24 protein-coding genes and 1 other RNA gene are annotated in these 24894 nt (G+C 64.5%); 10 read left to right on the forward strand and 15 right to left on the reverse strand.

The annotated features are described in order from the left end of the window. Positions 1–167: 167 nt before the first annotated feature. From dcm to DL238_RS05620, 3 genes are read left to right on the forward strand one after another with little or no spacing between them, the layout of a single operon-like run. The gene (dcm, locus tag DL238_RS05610; RefSeq protein WP_234030978.1) at positions 168–1457 is read left to right on the forward strand and encodes a DNA (cytosine-5-)-methyltransferase; all 1290 of its coding nucleotides are present in this window, start codon (positions 168–170) and stop codon (positions 1455–1457) included. Then, on the forward strand, positions 1450–1881 hold the full coding sequence (locus DL238_RS05615) for a very short patch repair endonuclease (RefSeq protein WP_115491363.1): 432 nt from the start codon (positions 1450–1452) through the stop codon (positions 1879–1881). The genes dcm and DL238_RS05615 overlap by 8 nt, the downstream gene beginning before the upstream one ends. A gap of 5 nt (positions 1882–1886) precedes the next feature. Then, positions 1887–3182: a type II restriction endonuclease gene (locus DL238_RS05620; RefSeq protein WP_115491364.1), complete on the forward strand. Its 1296-nt coding sequence runs from the start codon at positions 1887–1889 to the stop codon at positions 3180–3182. Here the strand turns inward: DL238_RS05620 and typA are convergent. Next, a complete protein-coding gene (typA, locus tag DL238_RS05625; protein ID WP_115491365.1) occupies positions 3100–4938 on the reverse strand; it encodes a translational GTPase TypA in 1839 nt (612 codons plus the stop codon). The genes DL238_RS05620 and typA overlap by 83 nt on opposite strands. A 201-nt stretch (positions 4939–5139) precedes the next feature. On the opposite strand from typA, the gene DL238_RS05630 reads away from it, so the two are divergent. The 4 genes from DL238_RS05630 (at position 5140) to DL238_RS05645 (ending at position 10213) form a co-directional block, all read left to right on the forward strand. Further along, positions 5140–5778 (forward strand): hypothetical protein, encoded by a 639-nt coding sequence (locus DL238_RS05630; protein ID WP_115491366.1) that lies wholly within the window; start codon positions 5140–5142, stop codon positions 5776–5778. Next, a complete protein-coding gene (locus DL238_RS05635; protein ID WP_115491367.1) occupies positions 5778–6701 on the forward strand; it encodes a hypothetical protein in 924 nt (307 codons plus the stop codon). Before DL238_RS05630 ends, DL238_RS05635 begins: the two co-directional genes overlap by 1 nt. Before the next feature lie 207 nt (positions 6702–6908). Further along, a complete protein-coding gene (locus tag DL238_RS05640) occupies positions 6909–9566 on the forward strand; it encodes a TonB-dependent receptor (protein ID WP_115491368.1) in 2658 nt (885 codons plus the stop codon). 188 nt (positions 9567–9754) lie between these two features. Further along, positions 9755–10213 carry a DUF805 domain-containing protein gene (locus DL238_RS05645; protein WP_115491369.1) on the forward strand — a complete coding sequence of 153 codons (459 nt, stop codon included), beginning with the start codon at positions 9755–9757 and terminating at the stop codon, positions 10211–10213. 7 nt (positions 10214–10220) lie between these two features. On the opposite strand, the gene recF is transcribed toward DL238_RS05645, so the two are convergent. Further along, the gene (recF, locus tag DL238_RS05650) at positions 10221–11327 is read right to left on the reverse strand and encodes a DNA replication/repair protein RecF (protein ID WP_115491370.1); all 1107 of its coding nucleotides are present in this window, start codon (positions 11325–11327) and stop codon (positions 10221–10223) included. A gap of 540 nt (positions 11328–11867) precedes the next feature. Between recF and DL238_RS05655 the strand changes: the two genes are divergently transcribed. Then, positions 11868–12083 (forward strand): PspC domain-containing protein, encoded by a 216-nt coding sequence (locus DL238_RS05655; RefSeq protein ID WP_115491371.1) that lies wholly within the window; start codon positions 11868–11870, stop codon positions 12081–12083. A gap of 87 nt (positions 12084–12170) precedes the next feature. On the opposite strand, the gene DL238_RS05660 is transcribed toward DL238_RS05655, so the two are convergent. From DL238_RS05660 to DL238_RS05685, 6 genes are all read right to left on the reverse strand, one after another. Next, positions 12171–12953: an SDR family oxidoreductase gene (locus DL238_RS05660; protein ID WP_115491372.1), complete on the reverse strand. Its 783-nt coding sequence runs from the start codon at positions 12951–12953 to the stop codon at positions 12171–12173. Further along, the gene (locus tag DL238_RS05665) at positions 12938–13447 is read right to left on the reverse strand and encodes an NUDIX hydrolase (RefSeq protein ID WP_115492787.1); all 510 of its coding nucleotides are present in this window, start codon (positions 13445–13447) and stop codon (positions 12938–12940) included. The genes DL238_RS05660 and DL238_RS05665 overlap by 16 nt, the downstream gene beginning before the upstream one ends. A 74-nt stretch (positions 13448–13521) precedes the next feature. Continuing rightward, positions 13522–14193: a TPM domain-containing protein gene (locus DL238_RS05670; protein ID WP_115491373.1), complete on the reverse strand. Its 672-nt coding sequence runs from the start codon at positions 14191–14193 to the stop codon at positions 13522–13524. Beyond that, entirely contained in the window at positions 14193–15017 is an 825-nt protein-coding gene (locus tag DL238_RS05675; RefSeq protein ID WP_115491374.1) for a TPM domain-containing protein, read from the reverse strand. The genes DL238_RS05670 and DL238_RS05675 overlap by 1 nt, the downstream gene beginning before the upstream one ends. Continuing rightward, entirely contained in the window at positions 15014–15526 is a 513-nt protein-coding gene (locus DL238_RS05680; RefSeq protein ID WP_115492788.1) for a TPM domain-containing protein, read from the reverse strand. The genes DL238_RS05675 and DL238_RS05680 overlap by 4 nt, the downstream gene beginning before the upstream one ends. An 11-nt stretch (positions 15527–15537) precedes the next feature. Next, complete coding sequence (locus DL238_RS05685; protein WP_115491375.1) at positions 15538–16212, reverse strand: LemA family protein; 675 nt, start codon at positions 16210–16212, stop codon at positions 15538–15540. 170 nt (positions 16213–16382) lie between these two features. Between DL238_RS05685 and mscL the strand changes: the two genes are divergently transcribed. Next, on the forward strand, positions 16383–16883 hold the full coding sequence (mscL, locus tag DL238_RS05690) for a large conductance mechanosensitive channel protein MscL (protein ID WP_115491376.1): 501 nt from the start codon (positions 16383–16385) through the stop codon (positions 16881–16883). 149 nt (positions 16884–17032) lie between these two features. Next, positions 17033–17387, forward strand: a transfer-messenger RNA (tmRNA) gene (gene ssrA, locus DL238_RS05695). A gap of 149 nt (positions 17388–17536) precedes the next feature. Here the strand turns inward: ssrA and DL238_RS05700 are convergent. The 7 genes from DL238_RS05700 to DL238_RS05730 form a co-directional block, all read right to left on the reverse strand. Beyond that, entirely contained in the window at positions 17537–17788 is a 252-nt protein-coding gene (locus DL238_RS05700; protein WP_115491377.1) for a hypothetical protein, read from the reverse strand. Positions 17789–17910: 122 nt separating this feature from the next. Beyond that, complete coding sequence (locus DL238_RS05705) at positions 17911–19176, reverse strand: N-succinylarginine dihydrolase (protein WP_115491378.1); 1266 nt, start codon at positions 19174–19176, stop codon at positions 17911–17913. 96 nt (positions 19177–19272) lie between these two features. Continuing rightward, a complete protein-coding gene (locus tag DL238_RS05710; protein ID WP_115491379.1) occupies positions 19273–20286 on the reverse strand; it encodes an arginine N-succinyltransferase in 1014 nt (337 codons plus the stop codon). Beyond that, the gene (locus DL238_RS05715) at positions 20283–21476 is read right to left on the reverse strand and encodes a hydrolase (protein WP_115491380.1); all 1194 of its coding nucleotides are present in this window, start codon (positions 21474–21476) and stop codon (positions 20283–20285) included. Before DL238_RS05715 ends, DL238_RS05710 begins: the two co-directional genes overlap by 4 nt. A gap of 54 nt (positions 21477–21530) precedes the next feature. Continuing rightward, positions 21531–22358 (reverse strand): 16S rRNA (adenine(1518)-N(6)/adenine(1519)-N(6))-dimethyltransferase RsmA, encoded by an 828-nt coding sequence (gene rsmA, locus DL238_RS05720; RefSeq protein ID WP_115491381.1) that lies wholly within the window; start codon positions 22356–22358, stop codon positions 21531–21533. Beyond that, positions 22355–23359, reverse strand: coding sequence for a 4-hydroxythreonine-4-phosphate dehydrogenase PdxA (gene pdxA / locus DL238_RS05725; RefSeq protein WP_115491382.1), 1005 nt, complete (start codon positions 23357–23359; stop codon positions 22355–22357). The genes rsmA and pdxA overlap by 4 nt, the downstream gene beginning before the upstream one ends. Further along, positions 23356–24771 (reverse strand): peptidylprolyl isomerase, encoded by a 1416-nt coding sequence (locus tag DL238_RS05730; protein ID WP_181883836.1) that lies wholly within the window; start codon positions 24769–24771, stop codon positions 23356–23358. The genes pdxA and DL238_RS05730 overlap by 4 nt, the downstream gene beginning before the upstream one ends. Between the last annotated feature and the right edge of the window lie 123 nt (positions 24772–24894).

Here is a 24894-nt window from a genome sequence, read left to right on the forward strand (position 1 = left end):
GAGCGGGGTGGACGAACGGTGCGAAAGAGCAGCGGCGAGGGTAGCGCGGGGATGGGGAGTAGGAAAATCAGACGGCTTGATCCGCTTAAGCCCCGAGTGAGCCTCGTGACTGTGGATGAACTCTCTATGTTCTTCGTATGTTCTTGCGCGCTGGGCGGAATTTTGGCATGGCGCTAGAAATTGACCCAGAGGTGGCCATGGCGAATATGTCTTTTACGGAATTGCGGCAGATGGCAGGCCTGTCGGTCGAGGATGCGGCGAGAGAGCTGGATTATTGCCCAAGCACGATTTATCGCTGGGAGCGAGGTGAAGCGAAGCCGAAGGCCTCCGTATATCGTGCACTGGAGGTGCTTGCGCAGTTTGGCCCAGATCCTTCCGTGACCGATCCTGACAGGGATCTGCATTTCCGGTTTATCGATCTGTTTGCCGGGATTGGTGGATTGCGCATCGGTTTCCAGGGCATTGGTGGCCATTGCGTGTTCACTTCCGAGTGGGACAGGTTCGCCCAGGAAACCTACCGTGTAAATTTTCGCGACAACCACAAGTTGCATGGTGACGTACGCGAGTTCGCTGAAAACCCCGAATTGATCCCCGAGCATGACGTGCTGCTAGGAGGGTTTCCCTGCCAGCCATTTTCGCTTGCGGGCGTTTCCAAGAAAAATGCGCTGGGTCGCCCGCATGGTTTTATGTGCGACACCCAAGGCACCCTCTTTTTCGACACCGCACAGATCATTGCCCACCACCAGCCCGCAGCTTTCGTGCTGGAAAACGTCAAGAATCTGGAGGGGCATGACAAGGGGCGCACGTTTGCGACCATCATGCATGTTCTTGAGAACGAGCTGGGCTACCATGTGCAGGCGAGGGTGATCAGTTCGGCACCCTGGGTGCCGCAAAAGCGAGAGAGGGTATTTATCGTCGGCTTTCGAGAGAAGTCGGCGTTCAACCTCAGAGAGCTGGAAATTCCGGCAGTCGCAGACGGGCCGAAGCTTGGCAGCATTCTTGAGCCCCATGATCAGGTCGATCCTAAATATACGCTCACTCCGCGCCTCTGGGAGTACCTCCAAGAGTACCGGAAGAAGCACGAAGCCAAGGGCAACGGTTTCGGCTACAGCCTTTTCGGTCCCGGCGATGTGGCAAGAACCCTGTCGGCACGTTACCATAAGGACGGCTCAGAAATTCTCATCGCACAGGAAGACAAACGGCCTCGCCGGCTGACGCCGCTCGAATGTGCACGCCTTATGGGTTTCGATCGTGGGGAGCGCCGCTGGGCAATTCCTGTTTCCGATACGCAAGCCTACCGGCAGTTCGGCAATGCAGTCGTGGTGCCTGTGGTGGAGTTTCTGGCTAACGCCATGAGAGATCATCTGGCGACCGCGTTGGGGGCGACCGGACCGGTGAAAGACCGCCAGACTGTTTCCATCTCGCGGCCTGACCGCAAGCTGGCTGCCATTGGCTGATATAGTTTCGCCGGAAGTTCGCAGCCGGATGATGGCGGGAATCCGGTCGAAAGACACGAAGCCAGAGATGGTGTTGAGGCGTGGCCTCCATCGGCTGGGTTTTCGTTACCGTCTTCACGACCGGAACTTACCAGGAAAGCCGGATCTAGTGTTTCCGAAGTACAATGCGGCTATTTTCGTGAACGGATGCTTCTGGCACGGTCATGATTGCCACCTCTTTAAAGTTCCATCGACCCGAAGAGATTTCTGGCTTGAAAAGATCGGGAGAAACCGCACCCGTGATGCCGAGGTCAGAAAGGCTTTGAGCGCGATGGAAATGCGACATCGTACCGTCTGGGAATGTGAACTGAGAGGAAAGAGCCTTGCTGAAATCGACGGGGTGATCGAGGAATGCGCACGCTGGCTTAAGAATGAAATAGGATAACCTCAATGAAGCGGGGGCATCTTTCCGAATATATCACTGGGGTCGTGGTCAAACGACTGAGTGCGGTCGAGGTGGATCCAGGCACATCCAACCAGCACGAATTCAATGGCTCGGTCGATTTGAAACGCCTTCTGGGCGAGGGCGACAGAAAGAACATACCGACCCGGTTCCTGTGGATCGATGGCGAGCAAGCCTCTTCGGACGCGATCGAGGGCTCAATTTCTTGGTATGACGCCCGCAGGAGGCATCCGACCAGAAGCGAATATCGGCTATACTATCAAGGAAACGCCGTAACGCGCCTGATGCGCGCCGAGGATTCTTTCTTTCTCGCCATGCGCAACGACGGTGAAGGGCTGGTAGTTATTACCCCGACTGGCGGGACAATGTTCAATCAGCTTCTGTGGTTGTTCGGGCTCGACGAAAGTCCGTTGTTCCAGTTCACTTATACTCCAGTGGAAGGCAATCGCGACGCAGAGCTCGATTTCGCCGCCCGAGTGATCCTTGAAGCGCTGGGCATCGAGCCTGAGGAACCTGAGGCAGCTCTGCTCGATCGATTGATCGAGCCTTACGGCTTGAAGATGCCAAGGCCTGAAGAGCTGTCCACCCTCGCCCGATTATCTGTGGGCAAAGAAGCCGCAATCGATGATCCGGATGATGCACTTCTCCGCTGGATGGACCGAGAGACTCAGCTGTTTCGGCGGATCGAACGGCGGCTTGTGGCCGACCGGATTGCTAGCGGATTTGGCTCGCAAGGGCAGGAAGATGTCGACGGGTTCATCAAATTCTCGCTCAGCGTTCAAAACCGGCGAAAGTCGAGAGCGGGCCTCGCTCTGGAGAGCCACATCGAAGCTCTCCTTAAAGCCAATTCAATTGACTACTCTCGCGGGGCGATCACGGAAAACGGCAACCGGCCTGACTTTTTGTTCCCAAGTAGCGAGGCCTACCAAGACAGCTCTTTCCCAAACGAAAAGCTTCTCATGCTCGGCGCGAAGTCCACGCTCAAGGAGCGCTGGCGGCAGGTTTTGTCAGAAGCCGAGCGCATCCCGCACAAGCACCTGCTGACCCTCGAACCCGGTATTTCCGAAGCACAAACGGACGAGATGCGGGCAAAATGCCTGCAACTCGTTCTCCCACGCGATCTGCACAGAACCTATAAGCCCGCGCAGCAGGCGTGGCTTATAGGCGTGCGTGATTTTCTCGCTCTGGCGAAGGCTGTGCCTAGCTATCCATCTTGCGCTTGTGGCGCTTGCGCTCGTGGGGGTCGAGGTGGCGTTTGCGCAGGCGGATGTTCTGCGGGGTGACTTCGACCATCTCGTCGTCGTCGATATAGGCGATCGCCTGTTCCAGCGTCATCACGCGCGGCGGCGTCAGGCGGATCGAATCGTCCTTGCCGGTCGAGCGGAAGTTGGTCAGCTGCTTGGACTTCATCGGATTGACTTCGAGATCGTCGGGCTTGGCATTCTCGCCGATGATCATGCCTTCGTAGATCTTCGCGCCGCCGCCGATGAACAGTTCGCCGCGGTCTTCCAGCGCGTTGAGCGCGTAGGGCACGGCCTCGCCCGGCACCATCGAGATCAGCACGCCGTTCTGGCGGCCTTCGATCGGGCCCTTGTAGACGTCGTACTTCTCGAACAGGCGGTTCATGATCCCCGTGCCGCGCGTGTCGGACAGGAATTCGCCGTGGTAGCCGATCAGGCCGCGCGACGGGGCGGAGAAGGTGACGCGCGTCTTGCCCTGGCCCGACGGGCGCATCTCGGTCAGCTCGGCCTTGCGGCGCTGCATCTTCTCGACGACCGTGCCGGAGAATTCGTCGTCCACGTCGATCACGACGGTTTCGTACGGCTCCATGCGCTGTTTGCCATTGGGGCCGTCCTCTTCCTTGAACAGCACGCGCGGGCGCGAGATGCCGAGTTCGAAGCCTTCGCGGCGCATCGTCTCGATCAGCACGCCCAGCTGGAGTTCGCCGCGACCGGCAACCTCGAAGCTGTCCTTGTCCTCGGACTCGGTCACGCGGATCGCGACGTTGGTTTCGGCCTCGCGCATCAGGCGGTCACGGATCATGCGGCTGGTCACCTTGTCGCCTTCGCGGCCCGCAAGCGGCGAATCGTTGACGGCAAAGCGCATCGCGAGCGTGGGCGGGTCGATCGGCTGTGCGGCGATCGGATCCTTGACGCTCGGATCGGCGATGGTGTTGGCGACGGTGGCTTTCTCCAGACCGGCCATCGCGATGATGTCGCCTGCCTGCGCACTTTCGACCGGCACGCGCTCGAGCCCGTCGAAGCTCATCAGCTTGGTCGCACGGCCGACTTCGACCACATTGCCATCGCGGTCGAGCGCGTGGATCGGGTCGTTGACCTTGATCTTGCCCTGCTGGACGCGGCCGGTGAGCACGCGGCCCATGAAGTTGTCGCGGTCGAGCAGCGTGGCGAGGAAGGCGAAGGGCCCTTCGGTGTCGAGGCCGGGGGGCGGCACGTGGTCGACGATCAGCTTGAACAGCGGCTGGAGATCGCCTTCGCGCGCGGTTTCGTCGTCGCTCGCATACCCATCGCGGCCCGAGGCCCAAAGGCTGGGGAATTCGAGCTGCTCGTCGTTCGCGTCGAGATTGGCGAACAGGTCGAACACCTCGTCGAGCACTTCCTGGGGACGCGCGTCGGGCCGGTCGATCTTGTTGACCACCACGATCGGACGCAGGCCCAGCGCGAGCGCCTTGCCGAGCACGAACTTGGTCTGCGGCATCGGGCCCTCGGCCGAATCGACCAGCAGGATGACGCCGTCGACCATGGAGAGGATACGCTCCACCTCGCCGCCGAAGTCGGCGTGGCCGGGAGTGTCGACGATGTTGATCCGCGTGGTCTCGCCGTCATGCTCCCACTCAACGCTGGTGCACTTGGCGAGGATGGTGATCCCGCGTTCCTTTTCGAGATCGCCCGAATCCATCGCGCGTTCGTCGACCCGCTGGTTCTCGCGGAAGGTGCCGGACTGGCGGAAGAGCTGGTCGACGAGGGTGGTCTTGCCGTGGTCGACGTGGGCGATGATCGCGATGTTGCGAAGAGACATGGGAAAATTCGCTTTCGGGGGGAGGATAGGGGCGCATGGCGCGCTGGTCGCGCGCGGCCCTTAGCGATTCTGGTGCAATGCAGCAAGGGACCTACGGTGCTAGGGTGGCTTGTGACTCCGCTAAAATACGGACTTCGAATAAGTCGCCCGCTATGCTACAAGTCGCGACGTGTTTGCATCGTCTGCTGGGGGGCGTCGAAGGTGAGCCAAGAAAATCGAGTCGGTGGCCCGCCGGGGAAAGTCGAGCCGAGGTTTGACAGCAAATCTCCGCCCAACACCGACGAATCCATCATTGCCGCGGTAATTGCCTTGGGTGCTTTGATACTGACGACCTTGGCTCTGGCCTGGCTGGTATACCTCGCCTTTAATAATGATCTTGGCGATTTTTCGGACGACTCCAGCCCTCGCCTGCATTTCTCGTGGCAGGCGCTGAGCTGGGTCGCAGCCGAAAGCGGCTGGCTGGGTAAGCTTTTGGCCGGCGTAATCGCGGTGATTGCATGGGGAGCGGAATATCTGGCCGGAATTCACAAACGCCTATGGCATATCTTGGCCGTCGCGCTGATCTGCCTGACGGGAGCAGGGCTCTCGATCTTGCTCATGTTTCTGATTGATACCGGCGATACCCTAACGACGCTCCGCAGCTTCACTGATCTGGACAATGCAGCGATGAACAGGCGTCTCGACGGATTTCTTGGCGGACTGATCGTGTGGTTCGCTGTGTTTTTGACCGTTCTGTTGCACGTGAGCTGGGTCAAGCCGACCGGCACAATTTCCAAGTGGTTGAGTGAAGGTGGCCGATCCGGTCCGCAGGGAGCAGATCGGCATGGGGGAGACGAGTGATGCTTCGATATCTTCTGACGCTCGGCGTCGCTGCCATCCTTTCGTTGCCGGTGACGGTTTCCGCGCAGGCCCTGGTCAGAGCCAAAATAGACTGGGAAGCCGAAAAGCCGAACAAGGTCCATTTTCAGACTCCTGCCACCGGCAATTCTGATTTTTCGGACAGGACCGATCACTATTACGGCGAGGAAACTTTCGCCAACCGCATTTATCAGGTGGTAGACATCGTGGTGCGTTATGCCGACGGTACTAGCATCCCCTTCCGTGTGCGAGGGCAGGTGGGATCGGAACTCTTCAGTTTTACCGTACGGAAACCCAGTGGCTCAATCGCCTGCAACATCTCGGATGTCGAACGCCTTGAGAGACGGTCGCGCGGTCATGACCATTCGGAACTGGTAAGCGCACTGCAGTCGGCTCAGGCAATGCTGGAGAGCCGCGACAGTCCATGCCCTCAGTACCTCGAAAGACGGGTCGCCAAATCGGCGTTCGATGCGAATTGCAATCTGGCCAAGCGCACCACTTTTTTCGACATTAGCCCGCAAATCCGTGATCGCTTGCTTAGGATATACGAGGGACACAGCGGGATGCTTTCCATCAAACGCCAGATTGCCGCTTGCGAAAAGCAGGTGCGCGGCCAGGTCCTCGCACCGACATCGGTGGCCATGCAATCGGCCCTGTCGCGAGGCGACCTGCAAGAGTTTTTTGCTCTGGATAGCCAGGTCAGCGTCTTGCTCGAAGGTTCGGACTGGCGGTCTGGAGCCGCGGTGGTCGATCTGTCACCCGGATTTTTCGAGGATTTGCGCGAACAGGCCGCCACGATGGGAGAAGCTGTCAGCCCGGCTATGATGGAGGAAGGCCTCTATGTTCCGAGCTTTCCCGACGAATTGGACAACGCGGGCCAACCCGAGGCCGGACCCGGGGGGTAAGGGTTATGTCCGGCGAATAGGCGGCAACACACGAGAGCATTTACCTTACGTTACGGCATGCGTGCGGATGTGCCAAATTGGCCACAGCTTGCGCCAAGCCCTGCGGTTTGGGCGTTTTTCCGAGTTGAGCGAGGCTCTTCGCGTGTTTATTGCCTTGTCGTTAAGCGCAAAAACTGCGCGGATGATCATACTGAGAGGAAGCTTCCGATGGCACGTTCGTTCTCCGGCCTTGCCGGTTCTTCGCGCTACGCCCTGTACGCAGGCGTCGCAGCGCTCGCCCTTCCCGGCGCAGCCTTTGCCCAGGACAATGCGCCGGCCGGCGTTTCGGTCGATGGCGAGGATGTGGAAACGCAGGAGGAGCTCGAGCGCGCCCTCGGCGGGAACAACACCATCGTCGTGACCGCGACCAAGCGCGCGCAGACCCTGCAGGAAGCGCCGGTTTCGGTCAGCGTGACCACCGGCGAAACGCTCGAGCGTGCCGAAATCCGCGACCTTCTGGACGTGCAGACGGTTGCGCCGTCGCTGCGGGTCAGCCAGCTGCAGAACTCGTCGACGACCACCTTCATCATCCGCGGCTTCGGCAACGGCGACAACAATTTCGGGGTCGAGCCTTCGGTCGGCGTCTTCATCGACGGCGTCTTCCGCTCGCGTTCGGCGGGTGCGATCGGCGACCTTGCGAACGTGGAGCGGATCGAGGTGCTGCGCGGGCCCCAGTCGACGCTGTTCGGCAAGAATGCGAGCGCGGGCGTCGTCTCGGTCATCTCGCGTGAGCCGCAGTTCGAATTCGGCGGCTCGGTCAGCGCGACCTACGGCAATTTCAACCAGATGATCCTGAAGGGCGACCTCACCGGCCCGATCACCGACAGCGTCGCCTTCTCGATCGCCGGCGGCTACAACAAGCGCGACGGCTACGGCGAAGTCATCGGCTTCGACGAGAAGATCAACGACCGCAACCGCTGGAACACGCGCGGCCAGCTGCTGTTCGACAATGGCGGCCCGCTGCGCGTGCGTGCCATCGCCGACTACTCGAAGATCGACGAGCTGTGCTGCCAGGTGCAGAACCTGGTAGCCGGGCCGACCACGCCGCTGGTCTTCGCCGCGGGCGGTAACATCGTGACCGGCGATTTCTTCGGCGATGTGTCCGCGCTCAACTTCCTGCCGGTCAACGAGGTGGAAAACTACGGCGGCTCGGTCCAGGCCGACCTCGATCTGGGCGACACCCTCAGCCTGACGTCGATCACCGCCTACCGCCAGCTCGACAACTTCTTCAACCAGGACGTCGATTTCACCGGGCTCGATTTCATCCGCGAATTCCGCGACCAGCAGGCCAAGACCTTCACGCAGGAAGTGCGCGTGACGTCGGACTTCGACGGGCCGCTCAACTTCCTGCTCGGCGGGTTCTATTTCAACGACGATATCACGCAGGAAAGCGGCATCACGAACGGCGAGGACACCCGCCTGTTCTTCGATCTGCTCGCTGGCGGCGGAACCCCCGGAACGCTGGCCGGCGTCGAAACGGCGCTGGGCTTCCCGGCGGGATCGATCTTCGCCCAGGGGCCGAGCACGCGTGAGAACTTCGCGCTCCAGAATGAAAGCTGGTCGGTCTTCGGCACGGTCGATCTCACGCTGTTCGACGACCGTCTGACGCTGACCGGCGGTTTCAACTATACCGACGACAAGAAGGATTTCGCGCTGTCGCAGGACAGCTTCGATCCGCTCGCCAACACCAACCTGGTGGACGCGGTCATCGTCGGTCAGATCGCGGCGGCCACGATGACGCCGCCGTCGCAGATCGGCGCGCAGCAGATCCAGGCCTTCGCCGCCGCCAACCCGGCAGCTTTCGGCCAGATCGCGACCGTCGCCACGACGCCGTGCCCCGCAAGCGGCCCGACGCCGACCTGCAACCCGCTGCTCGGCCTGCAGGCGCTGCAGTTCCTGCCACCCTTCCTCGCCGTTCCGAACGCGGTGGAAGACGGCAAGACGCGTGACGACAACTTCAGCTACACCCTGCGCGCATCCTTCGAGATCGCGCCGGAGCTGAACGCGTATGTGACCTACGCGACGGGCTTCAAGGCGAGCTCGGTCAACCTCTCGCGCGACAGCCGTCCGCTCGCGAGCGACTACACGCCGGGTCCGTTCGGCAGCACGATCCTCGCCCCGTCCTCGCCGATCCGCGATGCCGGGCTGGCGGTTCCGAACCTGACGACCGGTACGCGCTTCGCCGGGCCGGAAGATGCCGAGGTCTACGAAATCGGCCTGAAGGGCAACTACCCGGGCCTGTCGTTCAACCTCGCGCTGTTCGACCAGACGCTGAACGGCTTCCAGTCGAACCTGTTCACCGGCACCGGCTTCGCGCTGTCGAACGCCGAGCAGCAGTCGACCCGCGGCTTCGAATTCGACACCGTGATCACCCCGGCCGATGCGCTGGCGGTCACTTTCGCGATGACCTATCTCGACGCCGTATACGACAGCTTCGCCAACTCGCCCGTCGGCGACCTGACCGGCGCGCGGCCGGGCGGGATTCCCGAAATCGCGCTGTCGACCTCGGCGACCTACACGCACGACTTCGGCGCGTCGGGGAATGCGCTGATCGGTCGCGTCGACTACAGCCACGAGAGCAACGTGTTCATCAACAACGGCCTCAACACGGTGCGGGACAACGATTTCCGCCGCGAGGTCAACCTGGTGAACGCATCGCTCACGCTGGCGCTGGCCAATGGTCTGGAAATCGCGGGCTATGTGCGCAACCTGACCAACGACCGCTACATCCTGACGGTCTTCCCGAGCGTCGCGCAGGCGGGCTCTGTCTCGGGCTACCCCAGCGCGCCGCGCACCTATGGCGGCACGGTGCGGTTCAAGTTCTGATCGCAACCCGATCCGACGAAATGCAAAGGGGGCCTTCGCTGGCCCCCTTTTCTTTTGCGAGCCGTGCTTCGGGCGGGCGCATTTTCACAAGGCGCCGCGAATGACCCGGGGCGAGAGACTGCGGCCATCGGGCGCGCTATAGGCGGGCACCTGCCCGGACGCGTCGGGAAAAGAGGAGAAGCGATGTCATGCGTTGGATGATCCTGCCGTTCCGGCGCTATTTCGATTTCGAGGGGCGCTCGCGCAGGCGCGAATACTGGGCGTTCACCCTGCTGAACATCCTCGTCACGGCTGTTCTCGCCACGCTCATCATTGCGGTCTCATACGATCCCGGCCGGATCGACCCCGTGGACGCCGGCACGCCCTTCGCTTCGCTGGGCGCGCTGTTCGGCGTCCTCGGTCTCCTGATACTCGGGTGGTGGCTTGCGGTGCTCATCCCAAGCATCGCGGTGACCGTGCGTCGGCTGCACGACCGCGACATGAGCGGGTGGTGGTATCCCGGCCTGATCGTCCTGGGCGCGATCCCGATGGTTGGCCTGATTGCCTCGATCGCGCTGCTGGTCATGATGCTGCTCCCCGGCACCGAGGGGCCCAACCGGTTCGGCCCCTCGCCCAAGAGCGAAGTGTCGGCCGAGGTTTTCTCCTGAGCGCGTCCTAGCCGTCCGCGCGCCGCAGGCGTCCGCCCGCAACGTCCCACAGGGCCGCGTGCGGCAGGATCGCTTCGAACGGCGCGCGTTCGGTGCCGGTCATCCAGACCTGTTCGCCATTGGCGGCCAGCCGGTCGAACAAGGCGGCGCGGCGGTCGGGATCGAGATGCGCGGCCACCTCGTCGAGCAGCAGGACGCCCGCCCGCCCGCCCTCGGGATCGCGCGCGCCGACGAGGCTGCCATGCGCGAGCGTGATGGCGATCAGCATCGCCTTCTGCTCGCCGGTGGAGGCATGGGCGGCCGCCACCCCCTTGTCCGCCAGCGTCACCGCAAGCTCGGTCCGGTGCGGGCCCAGCAAGGTACGGCCCGCCCGGCGGTCGATGGTGCGATTGTCGCGCAACGCGCGGGCCAGCGCATCGCGCTCTTCGGGGCCAGTCGGTTCGAGTGCCAGGTCGGGGCGCGGGAAGGGCAGGTCGGCGGCGGCGAGCAGCGCGGCGTTCAGTCCCTCGACCAGCACGCGGCGGTTGGCGGCCAGCACCGCGCCATGTTCGGCCAGTTGCGCCTCGAGCGCGTCGAGCCAGCGGGGATCGGGCGCGGCCTCGTCCGCCAACAGGCGGTTGCGGTTGCGCAGCGCGGTCTCGTAGCGGTTCGCCAGCGTCGCATGGCCGGGTGTCGTGGCGAGCACCAGCCGGTCGATGAAACGCCGCCGCGCGCCCGCGCTGTCGGTGAAGAGCCCGTCCATCGCAGGGGTCAGCCAGCGCACGGACAGCCACTCGGACAGCGCCAGCGCGCTGGCCTCGGCGCTGTTGATCCGCACGCGGCGGCGCGTGGGGTTCGCCGGATCGACCATCGTGCCAAGCTGCACCGGCTCGGCCCCATCCGCCGGTTGCAGCCGCGCCCCTATGGTGAAGCCGCCGCCACCGCCTTCGCGCGCCATCTCGGGCAGCTTCGCACGCCGCAACCCGCGGCCCGGCGCGAGCAGCGACAGCGCTTCGAGCACGTTGGTCTTGCCCGCGCCATTGGCCCCGACCAGCAGATTGAACCGTGCCGGGGCTTCCAGCGCGGTCTCGGCATGGTTGCGGAAATTGAGGATCGAGATGCGGTCGAGCGCCATGGATCAAGGCCTTTGAACCGCGCCTAGCGCGGGTAGCGCATCCATGCCAGCCCGGCGGGTGGTCTGCGGCCCGGAAGCCCCCTTCCAACAGTTGGGAAAAATTCCCAAGCTTTCGCATCCATGAACGATCGCTTCACGATCCGAGCCCTTGGAAACTTCGGAAATCCGCCATTTTTCAAGTTTGGCACGCCTCCTGCAATATACTGGCTGTCCGGCGGGATGGTCCCGCCAAGACGCCAAAAAGGAGACTACCAATGACCAACACCGATATCCGCAGCCGCCTGTTCGCCGCCGTTTTTGCTCTCAGCATGTCGGCCGTCTTCTTCGCCACCGCGATCGTTCCCGCCAGCCCCAACGGCCTGACGCTCGTCTGATCGCCAAACCACCGACCTTCTCCCAGACACACCAACACAAGGAAACAGTCACCATGTCTTCGCTCATCCGCAACCTGATCGCCGGCACCGGAGCCCTCGCTTTCACCGGCCTCGCCTTCGCCTTCGCCATCGCGCCCGTGATGGTCGACACCGCCGGGATGGTCGCATGAGCCATCCCGACGACAGCCGCCACGCAGGCCCGCCTGCCCGCACCTTCCACCTCGACAAGAACCGCGCCGCACTTGCTGGCGTATGTTCGGGGATCGCGAACTACGCCGGATGGGACGTGACGATGGTTCGCCTGGCCTTCGTGCTGACGACCATCTTCCTGACCGGCACGCCGATCCTGCTCTACCTGATCATGTGGGCCATTGCAGACTGACCCGGCCGGAGGCCCGCTCCGGCCATGACACCCGGTCGGGGGCGACGCGATCGCCCCCGCACCACACACCTAAGCACCATTCCAAGACTACATCGCGGAAATCCCGCCATCGAGCTTCAGCTCCGCCGCGGTCATGAAGCTGCTCTCGTCACTCGCGAGGAACAGGACGCCATCGGCGATTTCCCGCGGCTGGCCGACCCGCCCGAGCGGGATCTGACGCGCAAGCTTGCCCATCACGACCTCCTTGTCGATCCCCGCATTCTTCCCGATCCCGTCGAGGATCGGCGTATCGACGAAGGTCGGATGCACCGAGTTGCAGCGGATGTTCCAGCCCATCTTCGAACAATAGAGCGCGACCGACTTGCTCAGCATCCACACCGCCGCCTTGCTGGCATTGTAGCCCGGCATCGTGTCGCTCGCGATCAGCCCTGCGATAGAGCTTATGTTCACGATCGATCCCGGCTGGTTGTCCTTGAGCAGCGGCAGCGCCTTCTGGCAGCCGAGGAACACGCTATCGACATTGACCGCGAAGCCGCGCCGCCATTCGTCCAGCGTGCAGGTCTCAATATTGCCGCGAACGCCGACGCCCGCATTGTTCACTAGCACGCTCAGCCCGCCGAGCTTGTCCTTCGCCTCGGCCATCGCCGCGTCCCACTGGATCGCCTCGGTCACGTCGTGCGCCAGGCCGAAGGCGGTGCCATCGCCATACTCGACATTGATCGCCGCCGCCGTCTCGCGCGCGCCGTCGCCATTGATATCCGTACACAGCACGCGCGCCCCTTCGCGCGCCAGCGTCGTCGCCGCCTGTGCGCCAAGGCCCTGCGCCGCGCCCGTTACCAGCGCGAGCTTGCCCGCTACCCGTCCAGCCATCCGTTCTCTCCGATCTTTTGTGTCATGAGCAGCATTGCGATGCGCACGTCGATGCCGACGCCTGCCGTGCGTTTCGCCTCGACGAATTGCGCGAGGTGCTTCAGCGCCACGCGATGCACGGTAATGTCTTCGCTGTCGGTCCCGCCGCCTTCGCCGACCTTGGTCAGCCCTTCGGCCCGCAGCAGCGAGAAGCCTTCGGAGACCATGCCGGGGCTGGAGAAGAACATGCCGAGATCGGTGATGTTCGCCGCCTTGTAGCCGGTCTCTTCCTCCAGCTCGCGATGCGCCGCAGTGATCGCGCTCTCGTCGCTCGCCCCGTCATCGTCGCCGACCAGCCCGGCGGGGATCTCGAGGCAGCGGCGGCCCAGGGGCACGCGGTACTGTTCCACCAAGATTACGTGGGCGCCCTCTTCCGAGGTGTCGATCGCGATGATCGCGGCGGCGCGGATGCCGCGCGAACGGCTGGCATATTCCCAGCGGCCGCGCTGCTTCATGGTGACGAAGCGGCCCTGCCACTTGATATCCTCCGGCGCGTCCGCGTCGGGTGGCTTGCGATTGCTGTTACCGGTCAAAGCGAGATCAGCCGGTCGGGCAATTCGTTCTGATCGTCATCGGCGCGCGGGAAGTGCGGAGCGAGAATTTCGCCCACGTCGCGCACCCCTGCGGCGATACCTGCACCCAGCTGGCCCGCCTTGATCTCGCGCAGCATGTCGACCATCGCATCGCCCCACACTTCGGGCGGCACCTTCTCGGCAATCGCCGAATCGGCGACGATCTGCGCGCGATGTTCGCGCAGGGAGACGAAGATCAGCACGCCCGTGCGGCCATGCGTGCGGCGTTCGGCGCCGACCTTGAAATGGCGGATCGCGGCGTCTTCCACCCTCAGCGTTTTGACCCGCCCGGGCAGGATGCCGAAACGTACCGCCGGGATCAGCGTGAGCGCGAAGGTGACGAGGAACAACGCGATGCCGATGGCGCTGGCAATGCCGAGCAGGCCAGAGGGGGTCCATTCGGTGTTCCACCCGCCGGAAAGCGCGTCGAAGAGGCCCAGCACCGGCGCAGGAAAGAAGGCGAGCAGCACCAGCCCGGTAAAAGCGACGAAGGCCGACAGGGCGAGCGCGACATCGGTATAGCCGTCGCTTTCCTGCGCGACGACCGTGACGATTTCGCCCGATGTGGTGAGTTCGGCCGCCGCGACCGCTTCGGTCACCGCCCGATGATCTGCCTGGGTAATTTGCATCACCAGCCTCCGCTCGCGCCGCCGCCGCCGGACATGCCGCCACCGAAGCCGCCGAAGCCGCCGCCTCCACCACCGCCGAAGCCGCCACCTCCGCCGCCCCAGCCGTCGCCGTCACCTGCGTTGAGCGCGGAGTTGATCGCGGTCCACAGCAGGACGTCGCCCACCGCGCTGCCTGCGCCATAGCGCCGCCGCCTGCGGCCTTTCTTGCCGCGCCCGAAGATCGCGATGAAGGCGAAGATCAGCACCAGCCACACGACCGCGCCGCCGATGGTCGCACCGGTGATCTCGTCACCCTCGGCGCGGGCGGCGGCTTCCGCCTCCTCGATCGCGCGCGCGGTGGCCGGATCCATGTCGAGCGCCTCGATCATCTGCCCGACGCCCGCCACGATCCCGCCGGTGAAATCGCCCTGCTTGAACGCGGGTGTGATCGTGTTGCGGATGATCCGGCCTGCGGTCGCGTCGGTCAGCGTGGGGGTGGACCCATAGCCGACTTCGATCCTCATCTTGCGCTCTTCCTGCGCGACCAGCAGCAGCGCGCCCTCGTCGGTCTCCTCACCGCCGATGCCCCAGGTCTCGTAGAGTTCGACCGCGTAGCCTTCGATCGTTTCGCCATCGATGCTGGGCACGGTCGCGACGATCACGGCGCGGCCCGTCTCCTCGTTATAAGCGCGCAGTTGCCGATCGAGTTGCGCCTCCGCCGCGTCGTCGATCATGTTCGCGCCGTCGTAGACCGGCCCGTCCGGGCGCGGCGGCAACTCCTGCGCCGCAGCGGGGAGGGCCAACAGCGCCAGAGCCAACAGGAGCAGGGTTCTAAGCAGGGTCACGACGGGGCACCTTCGCGGCATTGCGGGGGATTGGGGGCGGTACGCTTGAGCTCTTCGATCCCGGCTAGCGTCCCTCCGGGAAGGTCGCCCGCGCGATAGAGCGGGATCATCGCATTTTCGATGATGCGCTTGGCGCGAACGTCGCTGACGTCGCCTTCCAGCCCAAGGCCCACTTCGATCCGCACGCTCCGCTCTTCGGGTGCGACGAGCACGAGCAGCCCGCACTTCGTCTGCTCGTCGCCGATGCCCCATTCATTGAAGGTCTCGTTCGCCACATGCTCGATCGACTCGCCGTCGAGCGAGGCGTCGGTGAAGACCACCAGCGCGACGCCGGATTCGCGCCAGTACTGGGTCAGGTCATTTTCGAGCGCGGCCTCGGTGTCGGGCGCGAAAATGCCGGCCTCGTCAAGCACCGGACCATCGGGCCGCTGCGCCACCTGCATCGCTGTGTCCGGCAGCGCACACGCGGCCAGCAGCAGTGGCAGGACAGCGGCCAGGCGGGCGGGCATGAACCGCCCGATCAATTGTCGGTGCCGGTCGCGGCCTGGCCTTCGGCGCTGTTGTCGTTGGCGGGTGCCGCGGCATTGCCGCCGCCCGACAGATCGCTCAGGTCGACATCGGGAGCGACCTCGCTGCCCGCCTCGGCCTGGAAGCCTTCCATCGGCTCCGCCCCGTAGATCACGTTCGCGGCGATCGTTGCGGGGAAGGTGCGGATGGTGGTGTTATAGTTCTGCACCGCCTCGTTGTAGCGGTTGCGCGCCACTTCGATGCGGTTCTCGGTGCCTTCGAGCTGCACCATCAGGTCCGCGAAGCGCGCCTGGCTCTGCAGTTCGGGATAGCGTTCGACCGTCACGAGCAGCCGCGACAGCGCGCCGCCGAGCTGGCTTTGCGCCTGGTCGAAGCGCTGGATCGCCTGCGGATCGTTCAGGTCGTCGGTCGTCAGCTGGGTCTGCGTGGCGCTGGCGCGCGCCTCGATCACCTGGGTGAGGATTTCCTCCTCGGACGAGGCGGCGCCGCGCACCACTTCGACCAGGTTGGGGATCAGGTCCGCGCGGCGCTGGTACGCGCTCTGCACGTCGGCCCAGCGGGCCTTGGCCTCTTCCTCCGCCGTGGGGACCGAGTTGATGCCGCAACCGCTCAGGGCGACGAGGCCGAGCGCAAGCAGGATCGAGCGAACGAAAGTGCGGTACGCCATCGAATTATCTCTCCGGAAAAATGGTGTATTGCCAATATACGACACGTGCGCGCGCACGCAAGGCCGGGTGCGACGACAGGGCGAGAAAGCAACAGGGCGACAGATTGTCTGGTTCCCGCCGCTATGCCAATGCTCATGCGACGAATAGCAGGAAAGGGGCCGCGTCGCACATGTTCAGGGAATTCAAGAAATTCATCGCGCGCGGCAACGTGATCGATCTGGCGGTCGGCGTGGTGATCGGCGCGGCCTTCAGCGGGATCGTCACCCAGCTGACCGACGCGGTGCTGATGCCGGTCATCGGCTGGCTGTTCGGCGATATCGACTTTTCCAACTGGTTCCTGCGGCTTGGCGAGATACCCGAGGGCTACGAGGGCGCGCTGGACAACTACGAACAGCTCAAAGAGGCGGGCGTGGCGATGATCGGCTACGGCGCGCTGATCACCGCGATCATCAATTTCGTGATCGTCGCCTTCGCGCTGTTCGTGCTGGTCCGCGGCGTCAACCGCGTGACCGAGGAAATGCAGCGCAAGCAGGCCGAGGTGGAGGACAGTTCCAAGAGCGACGAGGTGCCGACCGACCCGCAGCTCGACGTGCTCAAGAAAATCCTCGCCGAGCTGAAGGCGGAGCGGGGCGGGGCCGATTACGCGCCGGACAAGGGGCCGATGGGGTGAGAGGAGAAGCCGAGTAGCTTCCTTTCCTCGTCTTCGTCATTCCCGCGCAGGCGGGAACCCATCACCCCAGCATCTGCAATTTCGGCGGCAGGAGCTGGGCCCCCGCCTCCGCGGGGGTGACGATTATCGGAAAAATCGTAACGTCCCATCCACTTCACATTAAGCCGCAAACGCCTATATAGGTCGGTGCCGGTTTCGACCGGCTATGGTGATAAACTGCGGTGTATAATAGACGCAATGGACCCGGGGGCAGTACCCGGCGGCTCCACCAAAAGGCCCGGTCCCGATAGCGAGAGGGGCGGGCTTCCTGATGGGGCCGAACCAGGATCGACATGCGTTGAAAGGCACCGTTTTTGCCCGGAATGAGCACTCCGTAAAAAGCTCTTTTCACAAGTGCCAACGATAACGAAGCACTCGCTCTCGCTGCGTAATTTGATGGCCTAACGGCCTGAATTTACAAAGCTAAAGCGCGGTTGGACCGACCGGGCAACAGAACGGATACCGGGGGCCCGGGGGAGCCTAGCAACAGAATCCCCCACTTTCCCAATCGTCAGAATGCTCTCACGCAAAGACGCTAATATGCCGCGCGACGAGGAACTGGCCTGAACCGCATCTTGAACAATTACGACGAACGAAGCCCCTAGCGCGGCATATTAGCGTCTTTGCGTGAGACCAGGAGGCGCCACCTTCTCACCGCTTTCGTACTTGAGGCAATCGAGGATCTTCGCGCCCGCCATGAACACCGCGCCCGTGCAGGCAAGATACAGCAGCCAGCCGAACACGCCGGGATATTTGGTCAGGTAGGCCGCGCCCCGGCTCATCGCGCCCAGCGCCAGCGCGTAGATGATCAGAAACGCCTCGATCCGGGTCTTGATGACGAACAGGCGGGAAATCTTGCGAAGCATCCGGAATCCTTAACGCGATGGCGTTTTCACCGTCGCAATTCGCATGCCAACCCAAGATTTCGGGTCATGCGAAGGTTAACGTGGATTCGAATGTAAGCCTGCCCGACGCGGTGGCCAGAGCGTTAACTCAGTTCGGACAGATCTAGCGTGTCGAGAAGCGCGTTTCGCGCGGTTTGCACCTCCTGCGTCAATGCATCCGTCCCAAGCTGGGTCGGTTCGATGCTTTCCGGCCAGTGCCGGGCGATGACGGACTCGATCCGGTCGGCGTTCGTTTCGTCGAGCAGGAAGCGCGAATCGACCTTTGCGGGGTCCGCGACCACCCGCAGCCGCAGGCAGGCGGGGCCGCCGCCATTGGCCATGGACTGGCGCACGTCGACCGGAATCACCTGCCGGATTGGACCATTGCCCGCGATCATGCCTTCGCAGAATCGCCAGACGCTTGTCGACTCGCGGCATTCGCTCGGCACGATCAGCGCCATCGTCGAATCGGCCCCAGAATCGGGCAGCGTCACGAGCTGTGCGTTGAACAGGTAGGTGCGGATCGCCTCTTCCAGGCTGACCGCATCCTCGGGCACTTCGACCAGTTCGAGGGCCGGGAAGGCCTCGCGCATCGCGCCATAGGCCGCCTGCGGATCGGCGAAGGCGCGCGCATGGGTGAACAGCACACGCTCGTTGGCGACCGCGACGACGTCGTTGTGAAACGCGCCCGCTTCGATCGCCTCGGGGTTCTGTTCGATGAAGACGGTGCATGCCGGGTCGAGCCCGTGCATCCGCGCCACCACGCGGCTGGCCTGCTCGTGCTGGCGCGCAGGGAATTTGCCGCCCGGTCGGCCATAGACGAACACTTCGACGCCCACCTCGCCGTGGCTCTCGCACAGCCGCATGTGGTTGGCCGCGCCCTCGTCGCCGAAGGTGGGTGGCACCGCGTCGTGGACCGCAAAATGCTGTCGGTCACCGAAGGCGATGTCGAGCTGGGCCTTGGTGTCCTGCCACTCCTGCGCGCGATGGAGCATCGTGATGAGGTTGGCGGGCGTCAGATGGCAGCGCCCGTCTGCGGTGTCGGGGGCGGGCGAGACGGTGGCCGCATTGGCGGTCCACATGGCCGAGGCCGACCAGGGCGCGGCGCGTAGCCCGGGGTCTTCCGAACCATCGAGAGCGAGCACGCTCGCGAGGACCGGGTTGGGGCGGGGCAAGGGCAGCAGGAAGCCCTGCGACAGGCCCCGCGCCAGGTTGCCGCGCATCTTGGCGAGGCCCTGCAGGGCCGCCTCGCGCGGGTGGCTGGTCTGCCCGCGATGGCTCGCGCTGGCGATATTGCCGAGGCTGAGCCCTGCATAGTTATGCGAGGGGCCGATGATCCCGTCGAAGTTTATTTCTTTGAGCTTGGTCACGAATAACTCCGTCCGTGCTGAGCCTGTCGAAGCGCGGCCAGCGCTCTGTTGCCATTCGCCCTTCGACAAGCTCAGGACGAGCGGGGTGCCCCTAGACTATCGCGGGACGCTCCACACCGTGTCGCCTTCGCCCACCTTCAAGGTCTGCGCGCAGTCTGCACCGATTCCGATGCTTTCGCCGTCGATCTCGCGCGCTCCGTAGCAGCAGCGGAAATCGGTCAGCGTGCCGGTCGCGAGGAGGGCTTTCTCGCCGCCCTCCAGCGCCGTTCCGCCAACCGGACGCGGCGCGGCATCGGCCACGCTCACCACATCGTCGGTCCGCGCGAGCATGGTCGGGCCGCCGTCGAAAATGTCGACATAGCCTTCGTAGCGAAAACCTTCCTTCTCCAGCATCCGCATCGCCGCGCGGCCGGTGGGGTGGGGCAGGCCGATCACATCGCGCGCATCGTCGTCGAGCATGGCGACATAGACCGGGTGCTTGGGCATCAGGTCGGCGATGAACTGGTTGCCGTTGATCGCGTTGAAATAGTCGGCTTCCTGGAAGCTCATTCCGAAGAAGCGCCCGGCGACCCCGTCCCAGAAAGGCGAACCGCCGCGATCGTCGATGATGCCGCGCAGCTCCGCCAGCACCCGGTCGGCAAAGCGTGCGCGGTGCATCGCGATGAACAGGTAGCGGCTGCGCGCGAGCAGCAGGCCGAGGCCGCCGGCGCGCTCGTTGGGATGAAGGAACAGCCCGCCGACCTCGCTGCAGCCTTCCAGATCGGTGGACAAGCTCAGCATTTCGGCGCGTACCGTCCGGTCCAGTTCCTGGCTGTACTGGGTCAGCGTGTTGAGGCGGTAGGAATAGAACGGCCATTGCTGGCCGACCTGCGTCATCAGCTGGCAGGTGCCGCGCACCGCGCCGGTCTCGGTATTCTCGAGCACCAGCACGAAGGTTTCGTCGACCAGCTCGTCGCCGGTGTTGGCGAAGGCCTTGGCCGAGGTTGCCAGCTTGCCCGCCAGCGCATCGCGGTCGGCGGGCAGGTTGGTGAAGCCGCCGCCGGTCAGCTTGGCCATTTCGTACAGATGCTCGAGGTCGTCCTCGCGCGAGGGGCGGATCACGAAGCTCACAGCGCGTCTCCCTTCGCGATGCGGGAGAGGACGAGGGCGGAGAGTGCGGCGCGTTCGGACAGCGAGGGCACGATCATGAATTCGTCGGCCGAGTGGATCTTGCCGCCGCGCACGCCCATCGTGTCGACCACCGGCACTCCGGTGGCTGCGATATTGTTGCCGTCGCACACGCCGCCGGTCGATTTCCAGTCGATCTCCTGCCCCAGCTGCGCGCCGCAGTCGCGCACCAGGTCGAACAGCGCCTGCGCCTTGCGGTCGACCGGCTTGGGCGGGCGCGAGACGCCGCCGTGGACCGAGATGTCTACTTCGCGTGCCTGCTGCACCTCGCCGACGAGTGCGGTCAGCTGCTGCGCGAAGCGATCGGCCGCATCGGGGGCCTTGGGCCGGATGTTGAACCGCAGCACCGCGTGCTCGGGTACGACATTGTTGGCCGATCCGCCGTCGATCTTCGCCGGGTTGATCGAGATATCGTCTTGCTGGAGCGCTTCCAGCTTGAGCGCGATGGCCGATGCGGCGAGCACCGCGTTGCGCCCGTCCTGCGGGTTGCGACCCGCATGGGCGGCGCGGCCCTTGATCGTCAGCGAATAATTGCCGCTGCCGCCGCGCGCATGGGCCAGCATGCCCTCGGGCGTCGCAGCAGGCTCGTAGGTCAGCGCGGCGTATTTTCCGCGCGCCAGGTCCTCGATCAGCGCGGCGGAGGAAAGCGAGCCCGTTTCCTCGTCGGCATTGATCATCACGTCGTAGCCGAGCTTTGCGCCGTCGCCGCTGCGCTCCAGCGCCATCAGCGCGTGCAGCATCACCGCGATCCCGCCCTTCATGTCCGCCGTACCGGGGCCGTTGACCACCTTGTCGTCCAGCCAGCTATTCTCCTGGAACGGGTGATCGGGCGGGAACACCGTGTCCATGTGCCCGGTCAGGATCAGGCGCCGCTCCGCTTCCGGCCGCACGCGGCAGACGAGATGCCTGCCATTGGCGACCTCGACCTCGCGCCCTTCCGCATCGATCGCGACGACGGGCGCGGGATCGACCAGCTCGACCTTGCCGGGAAGGGCGGAGAAGGCCTCGGTCAGTTCGTCGGCCATTTTGGCAAGGCCATCGAGATGGCCGGTGCCGCTGTTGATCGCCGACCAGCGCAGCGCCTGTTCGCACATGGCCGCCTGGTCGATCGCTTCGAGATGTTCGCTGTCCATATTGCGCGCGGGTCTAGCGGGGCGGGCGCGCAACGCCAAGCGGTGTGGCGAGAGCTACTGCGAGAGACGGCGCGCTATCGCGACGAACTCGTCGACGCTCAGCGTCTCGGCACGCCGTTGCGAATCGATACCCAGCGCCTCCAGCGCGCCCAGCGCACCCGCCACGCCCTTGAGGCTCTGGCGCAGCATCTTGCGGCGCTGGCCGAAGGCGGCGGCGGTGATCGCCTCGAGCTTCGCGGCGGAGACGCCTTCCGGCATCGCGGCGGGGGTCACGTGGACGATGGCGCTCATCACCTTGGGTGGCGGCGTGAAGGCGCTGCGGTGGACCTTCATCGCGAGCTTTGCGGTGCCCCGCCACTGCGCCAGCACCCCGAGCCGCCCGAAGGCACTGCCGCCGGGCTGCGCGACGATCCGTTGCGCCACCTCCTGCTGGAACATCAGCGTCAGGCTGGTCCAGTTGGGCGGCCAGCCCTCTCCCCCCATCCAACGCGTGAAGAGCCCGGTGCCCACGTTGTAGGGCAGGTTGGAAAGGATCGCGTAGGGCTCGCCATCCATCAGCGCATCGTGATCGAGCTTGAGCGCATCGCCCTCGATAATGGTGAGCCGACCGGGGAAGGCCGCGCCCAGTTCGGCGAGGGCGGGGAGGCAGCGCCGATCCATCTCGATGGCGGTGACCTTCGCTCCGGCGCGCAGCAGCGCCCGTGTCAGCCCCCCGGGCCCGGGGCCGACTTCGAGCACGCGTCGGCCCGAAAGATCGCCCGGCAGGGCCGCGATGCGGGCGAGCAACTGCTCGTCGAACAGGAAGTTCTGGCCGAGCGACTTCGACGCGCTGAGGCCATGCGCGGCGATCACTTCGCGCAAGGGTGGGAGGTCGACGGTCATTCCGCGCTCTGCCGCGCTGCGATCTCGCCCGCCATGCGAATCGCGGCGATCATCGCGTCGGGCCGGGCGACGCCCTGTCCGGCAATGTCGAACGCGGTGCCGTGGTCGGGCGAGGTGCGCACCAGGGGCAAGCCGAGCGTGACGTTCACGCCCTCATCGAAATCGAGCGCCTTGATCGGGACCAGCGCCTGATCGTGATACATCGCAATCGCAACGTCGTAGCTGCCGCGCCTGTGCGGGGCGAAGAGCGTGTCGGCGGGATGCGGGCCGGTGGCGTCGATGCCCTCGGCGCATAGTGTCGCGATGGCGGGGGCGATGATTTCGATCTCCTCGCGCCCCATCCGGCCCTCCTCGCCCGCATGCGGGTTGAGCCCGGCGATGGCGATGCGAGGGTGTTCGATGCCGTAATCGCTGCGCAGCGCCGCTGCGACGATCCGGCTGCGCCGGACGATCAGATCGTGCGAGAGGCGCGCGGGCACATCGGCGAGCGCGCAGTGCACGGTCATCGGCACGGTCTTGAGCGATGGTCCGGCGAGCATCATCACCGCATCCTCGCGTGCCATGCCGCACGCATCGGCGAGGAATTCGGTCTGCCCGACGAAGCCGGGATCGATCTTGGCGATCTGCGATTTGGCGACCGGAGCGGTGACGATGGCGCTCGCATTCCCCGAAACGGCCAGCTGCGCCGCCGCGCTCAACGATTCGAGCGCCAGCTTCGCCCCGTCGCGGTCGGGCGCGGAGGGGGCATAGGGACCATCCAGCTCGCCCAGCACCGGCAGTGCCACGGGGAAGACCCGCGCGGCCTGGCCGGGACTGGCGACGGGCTCTACCGCGATGTCCAGCCCGCGCGCCTCCGCGGCGGCGAGCAGCACCTCGCGCCCGTGCATCGCAAAGAAAGGAGGCAGCGCGAACTCGTCGCGCCGCGCCCAGCTTTGTGCGATCAGTTCGGGTCCGATCCCGGCCGGATCGCCCAGGCTGACCGCGAGGCTCTTCACGCTCAGTTGTATTCGATGATCGCGTCGTTGCGCAGGTCGCGCAGGAAGCGCTGCGCGCGCTTGCTGATACGCTCTTCCTCGATCCGGTCCATGATCTGGTCGAAATCGGGTTCGGCACCGGTTTCAGGATCGTCGCGACCGCACAAAAGCAGCACGCGCACGCCTTCCTCGAGCGAACCGAAGGGCGGTGTCGCCTGGCCGACCTGCAGCTGGAGCATCGAGCCCTGCAACTGTTCGGGCAGGTCGCGAACCCTGATCGAGTTGTTGTCGACCACGTCCGCACCCACCGTCTCGGCGATCCGGTTGGCATCGCCGCAGCCGCGGATCGAGGAAACCGCTTCGGAGAACCGCTTGACGCGGGCATTGGCCTCTTCCTGACTCAGACCTGCGGGCATCCCGATCGAGATCTGCTTGAGGCTGAGCACCGCGTCGCGCGGATCGGCGGTGAGCACCTGCTGCTTGTCCACCAGCAGCATGATCACGTAACCGCCCGGAATCTGCACCGGGCCGACCAGCTGGCCCGGTTGCATCTCCTGCGCTATTTCGGCCATCTCTTCGGGCAGGGTGGCGAGGCGGACGAAGCCGAGGTCGCCGCCGACCGCAGCGGTGGTCGATTCGGAAAACTGCCGGGCATAGGCCTGGAAGCTGCCGCCTTCGCGAATCTGCTGGATGATCCGCGCGGCGTTCTGCTGAACCGCAGCGGCGGTCTCCGGCGTGGCCGACAGATAGATTTCGGCGAGTCGATATTCTGATTGCCCGCGCGAGGTTTTCAGACGCTCCATCGTGTCGTTCACCTCTTCGGCGGAGACGTTGATGAAGGGCGCGACATTGCGGCGGAGCAGATTGTTCCACGCAATCTCGCCCTGGATCTGGCGCTTGAGCGCGGCGGGCGAAGAGCCGACGCCGATCAGGTATGCATCCATCTGGCTCGGGTTCTGGGCGAAGTTCTGCTGGGCGAGCGCGCGATAGCGCTGTTCGACTTCGTCCTGGGATACCGGCAGCTCCTGCGCTGCGGCGGCCTGGATCTGCAGCGTCTCGTCGATCAGGTTGCGCAGCACCTGCATGCGCAGCTGCTGTTCTTCCTCCGGAGCAAGCTCGGTCCGCTCGGAAGCGGCCAGCACCAACGCGACGCGATGGTCGATATCGGTGCCGGTGATGACCGCGCCGTTCACCTTGGCAGTGGCGGTGCGCTTGTTGGGGTCCTGCTGTCCGAACAGCGTTCCGTCGGTGGGAAAGCCGAAGGGATCGTCGGCAGAAGCCTGCTGGGCTTCCTGGGCTTGGGCGTCCTGGGCCTGCGCTTCCTGAGCCTGCTGCGCCTGTGCGGCCACGGGGAGGATCGCCAGCGCCGAGGCCGCGATCGCGCCGATCGCGCCGTGAAGCGTGGAGGAGGGGAACTTGCTGAGAATGCTATCGGTCACGAAGAAAGCCTGTCGTCCTGTGAAATCCGGGCGCGGTCGGTGCGCGCGTCCCTTCCTATGGGGCCCGCGCGGCTGAACCTTTGCTGAGTTTGGGTGCCGCCTCTAGCGCGTTCGCGCGGACCT

It is taken from the genome of Alteriqipengyuania lutimaris (assembly GCF_003363135.1).
In the GTDB taxonomy this organism is placed as follows: Bacteria; Pseudomonadota; Alphaproteobacteria; order Sphingomonadales; family Sphingomonadaceae; genus Alteriqipengyuania; species Alteriqipengyuania lutimaris.

What these genes read in the sequence shown, in the direction of transcription:
- DL238_RS05700 (WP_115491377.1), bottom strand. Translation starts at nt 17,788, where the DNA reads ATGCTTCGCAAGATTTCCCGCCTGTTCGTCATCAAGACCCGGATCGAG.
- DL238_RS05670 (WP_115491373.1), bottom strand. Translation starts at nt 14,193, where the DNA reads ATGCAAATTACCCAGGCAGATCATCGGGCGGTGACCGAAGCGGTCGCG.
- recF (WP_115491370.1), bottom strand. Translation starts at nt 11,327, where the DNA reads ATGGCGCTCGACCGCATCTCGATCCTCAATTTCCGCAACCATGCCGAG.
- DL238_RS05715 (WP_115491380.1), bottom strand. Translation starts at nt 21,476, where the DNA reads ATGGACAGCGAACATCTCGAAGCGATCGACCAGGCGGCCATGTGCGAA.
- rsmA (WP_115491381.1), bottom strand. Translation starts at nt 22,358, where the DNA reads ATGACCGTCGACCTCCCACCCTTGCGCGAAGTGATCGCCGCGCATGGC.
- DL238_RS05645 (WP_115491369.1), top strand. Translation starts at nt 9,755, where the DNA reads ATGCGTTGGATGATCCTGCCGTTCCGGCGCTATTTCGATTTCGAGGGG.
- DL238_RS05660 (WP_115491372.1), bottom strand. Translation starts at nt 12,953, where the DNA reads ATGGCTGGACGGGTAGCGGGCAAGCTCGCGCTGGTAACGGGCGCGGCG.
- DL238_RS05685 (WP_115491375.1), bottom strand. Translation starts at nt 16,212, where the DNA reads ATGGCGTACCGCACTTTCGTTCGCTCGATCCTGCTTGCGCTCGGCCTC.
- DL238_RS05680 (WP_115492788.1), bottom strand. Translation starts at nt 15,526, where the DNA reads ATGCCCGCCCGCCTGGCCGCTGTCCTGCCACTGCTGCTGGCCGCGTGT.
- mscL (WP_115491376.1), top strand. Translation starts at nt 16,383, where the DNA reads ATGTTCAGGGAATTCAAGAAATTCATCGCGCGCGGCAACGTGATCGAT.
- DL238_RS05620 (WP_115491364.1), top strand. Translation starts at nt 1,887, where the DNA reads ATGAAGCGGGGGCATCTTTCCGAATATATCACTGGGGTCGTGGTCAAA.
- DL238_RS05655 (WP_115491371.1), top strand. Translation starts at nt 11,868, where the DNA reads ATGAGCCATCCCGACGACAGCCGCCACGCAGGCCCGCCTGCCCGCACC.
- DL238_RS05640 (WP_115491368.1), top strand. Translation starts at nt 6,909, where the DNA reads ATGGCACGTTCGTTCTCCGGCCTTGCCGGTTCTTCGCGCTACGCCCTG.
- DL238_RS05635 (WP_115491367.1), top strand. Translation starts at nt 5,778, where the DNA reads ATGCTTCGATATCTTCTGACGCTCGGCGTCGCTGCCATCCTTTCGTTG.
- DL238_RS05665 (WP_115492787.1), bottom strand. Translation starts at nt 13,447, where the DNA reads ATGAAGCAGCGCGGCCGCTGGGAATATGCCAGCCGTTCGCGCGGCATC.
- typA (WP_115491365.1), bottom strand. Translation starts at nt 4,938, where the DNA reads ATGTCTCTTCGCAACATCGCGATCATCGCCCACGTCGACCACGGCAAG.
- dcm (WP_234030978.1), top strand. Translation starts at nt 168, where the DNA reads ATGGCGCTAGAAATTGACCCAGAGGTGGCCATGGCGAATATGTCTTTT.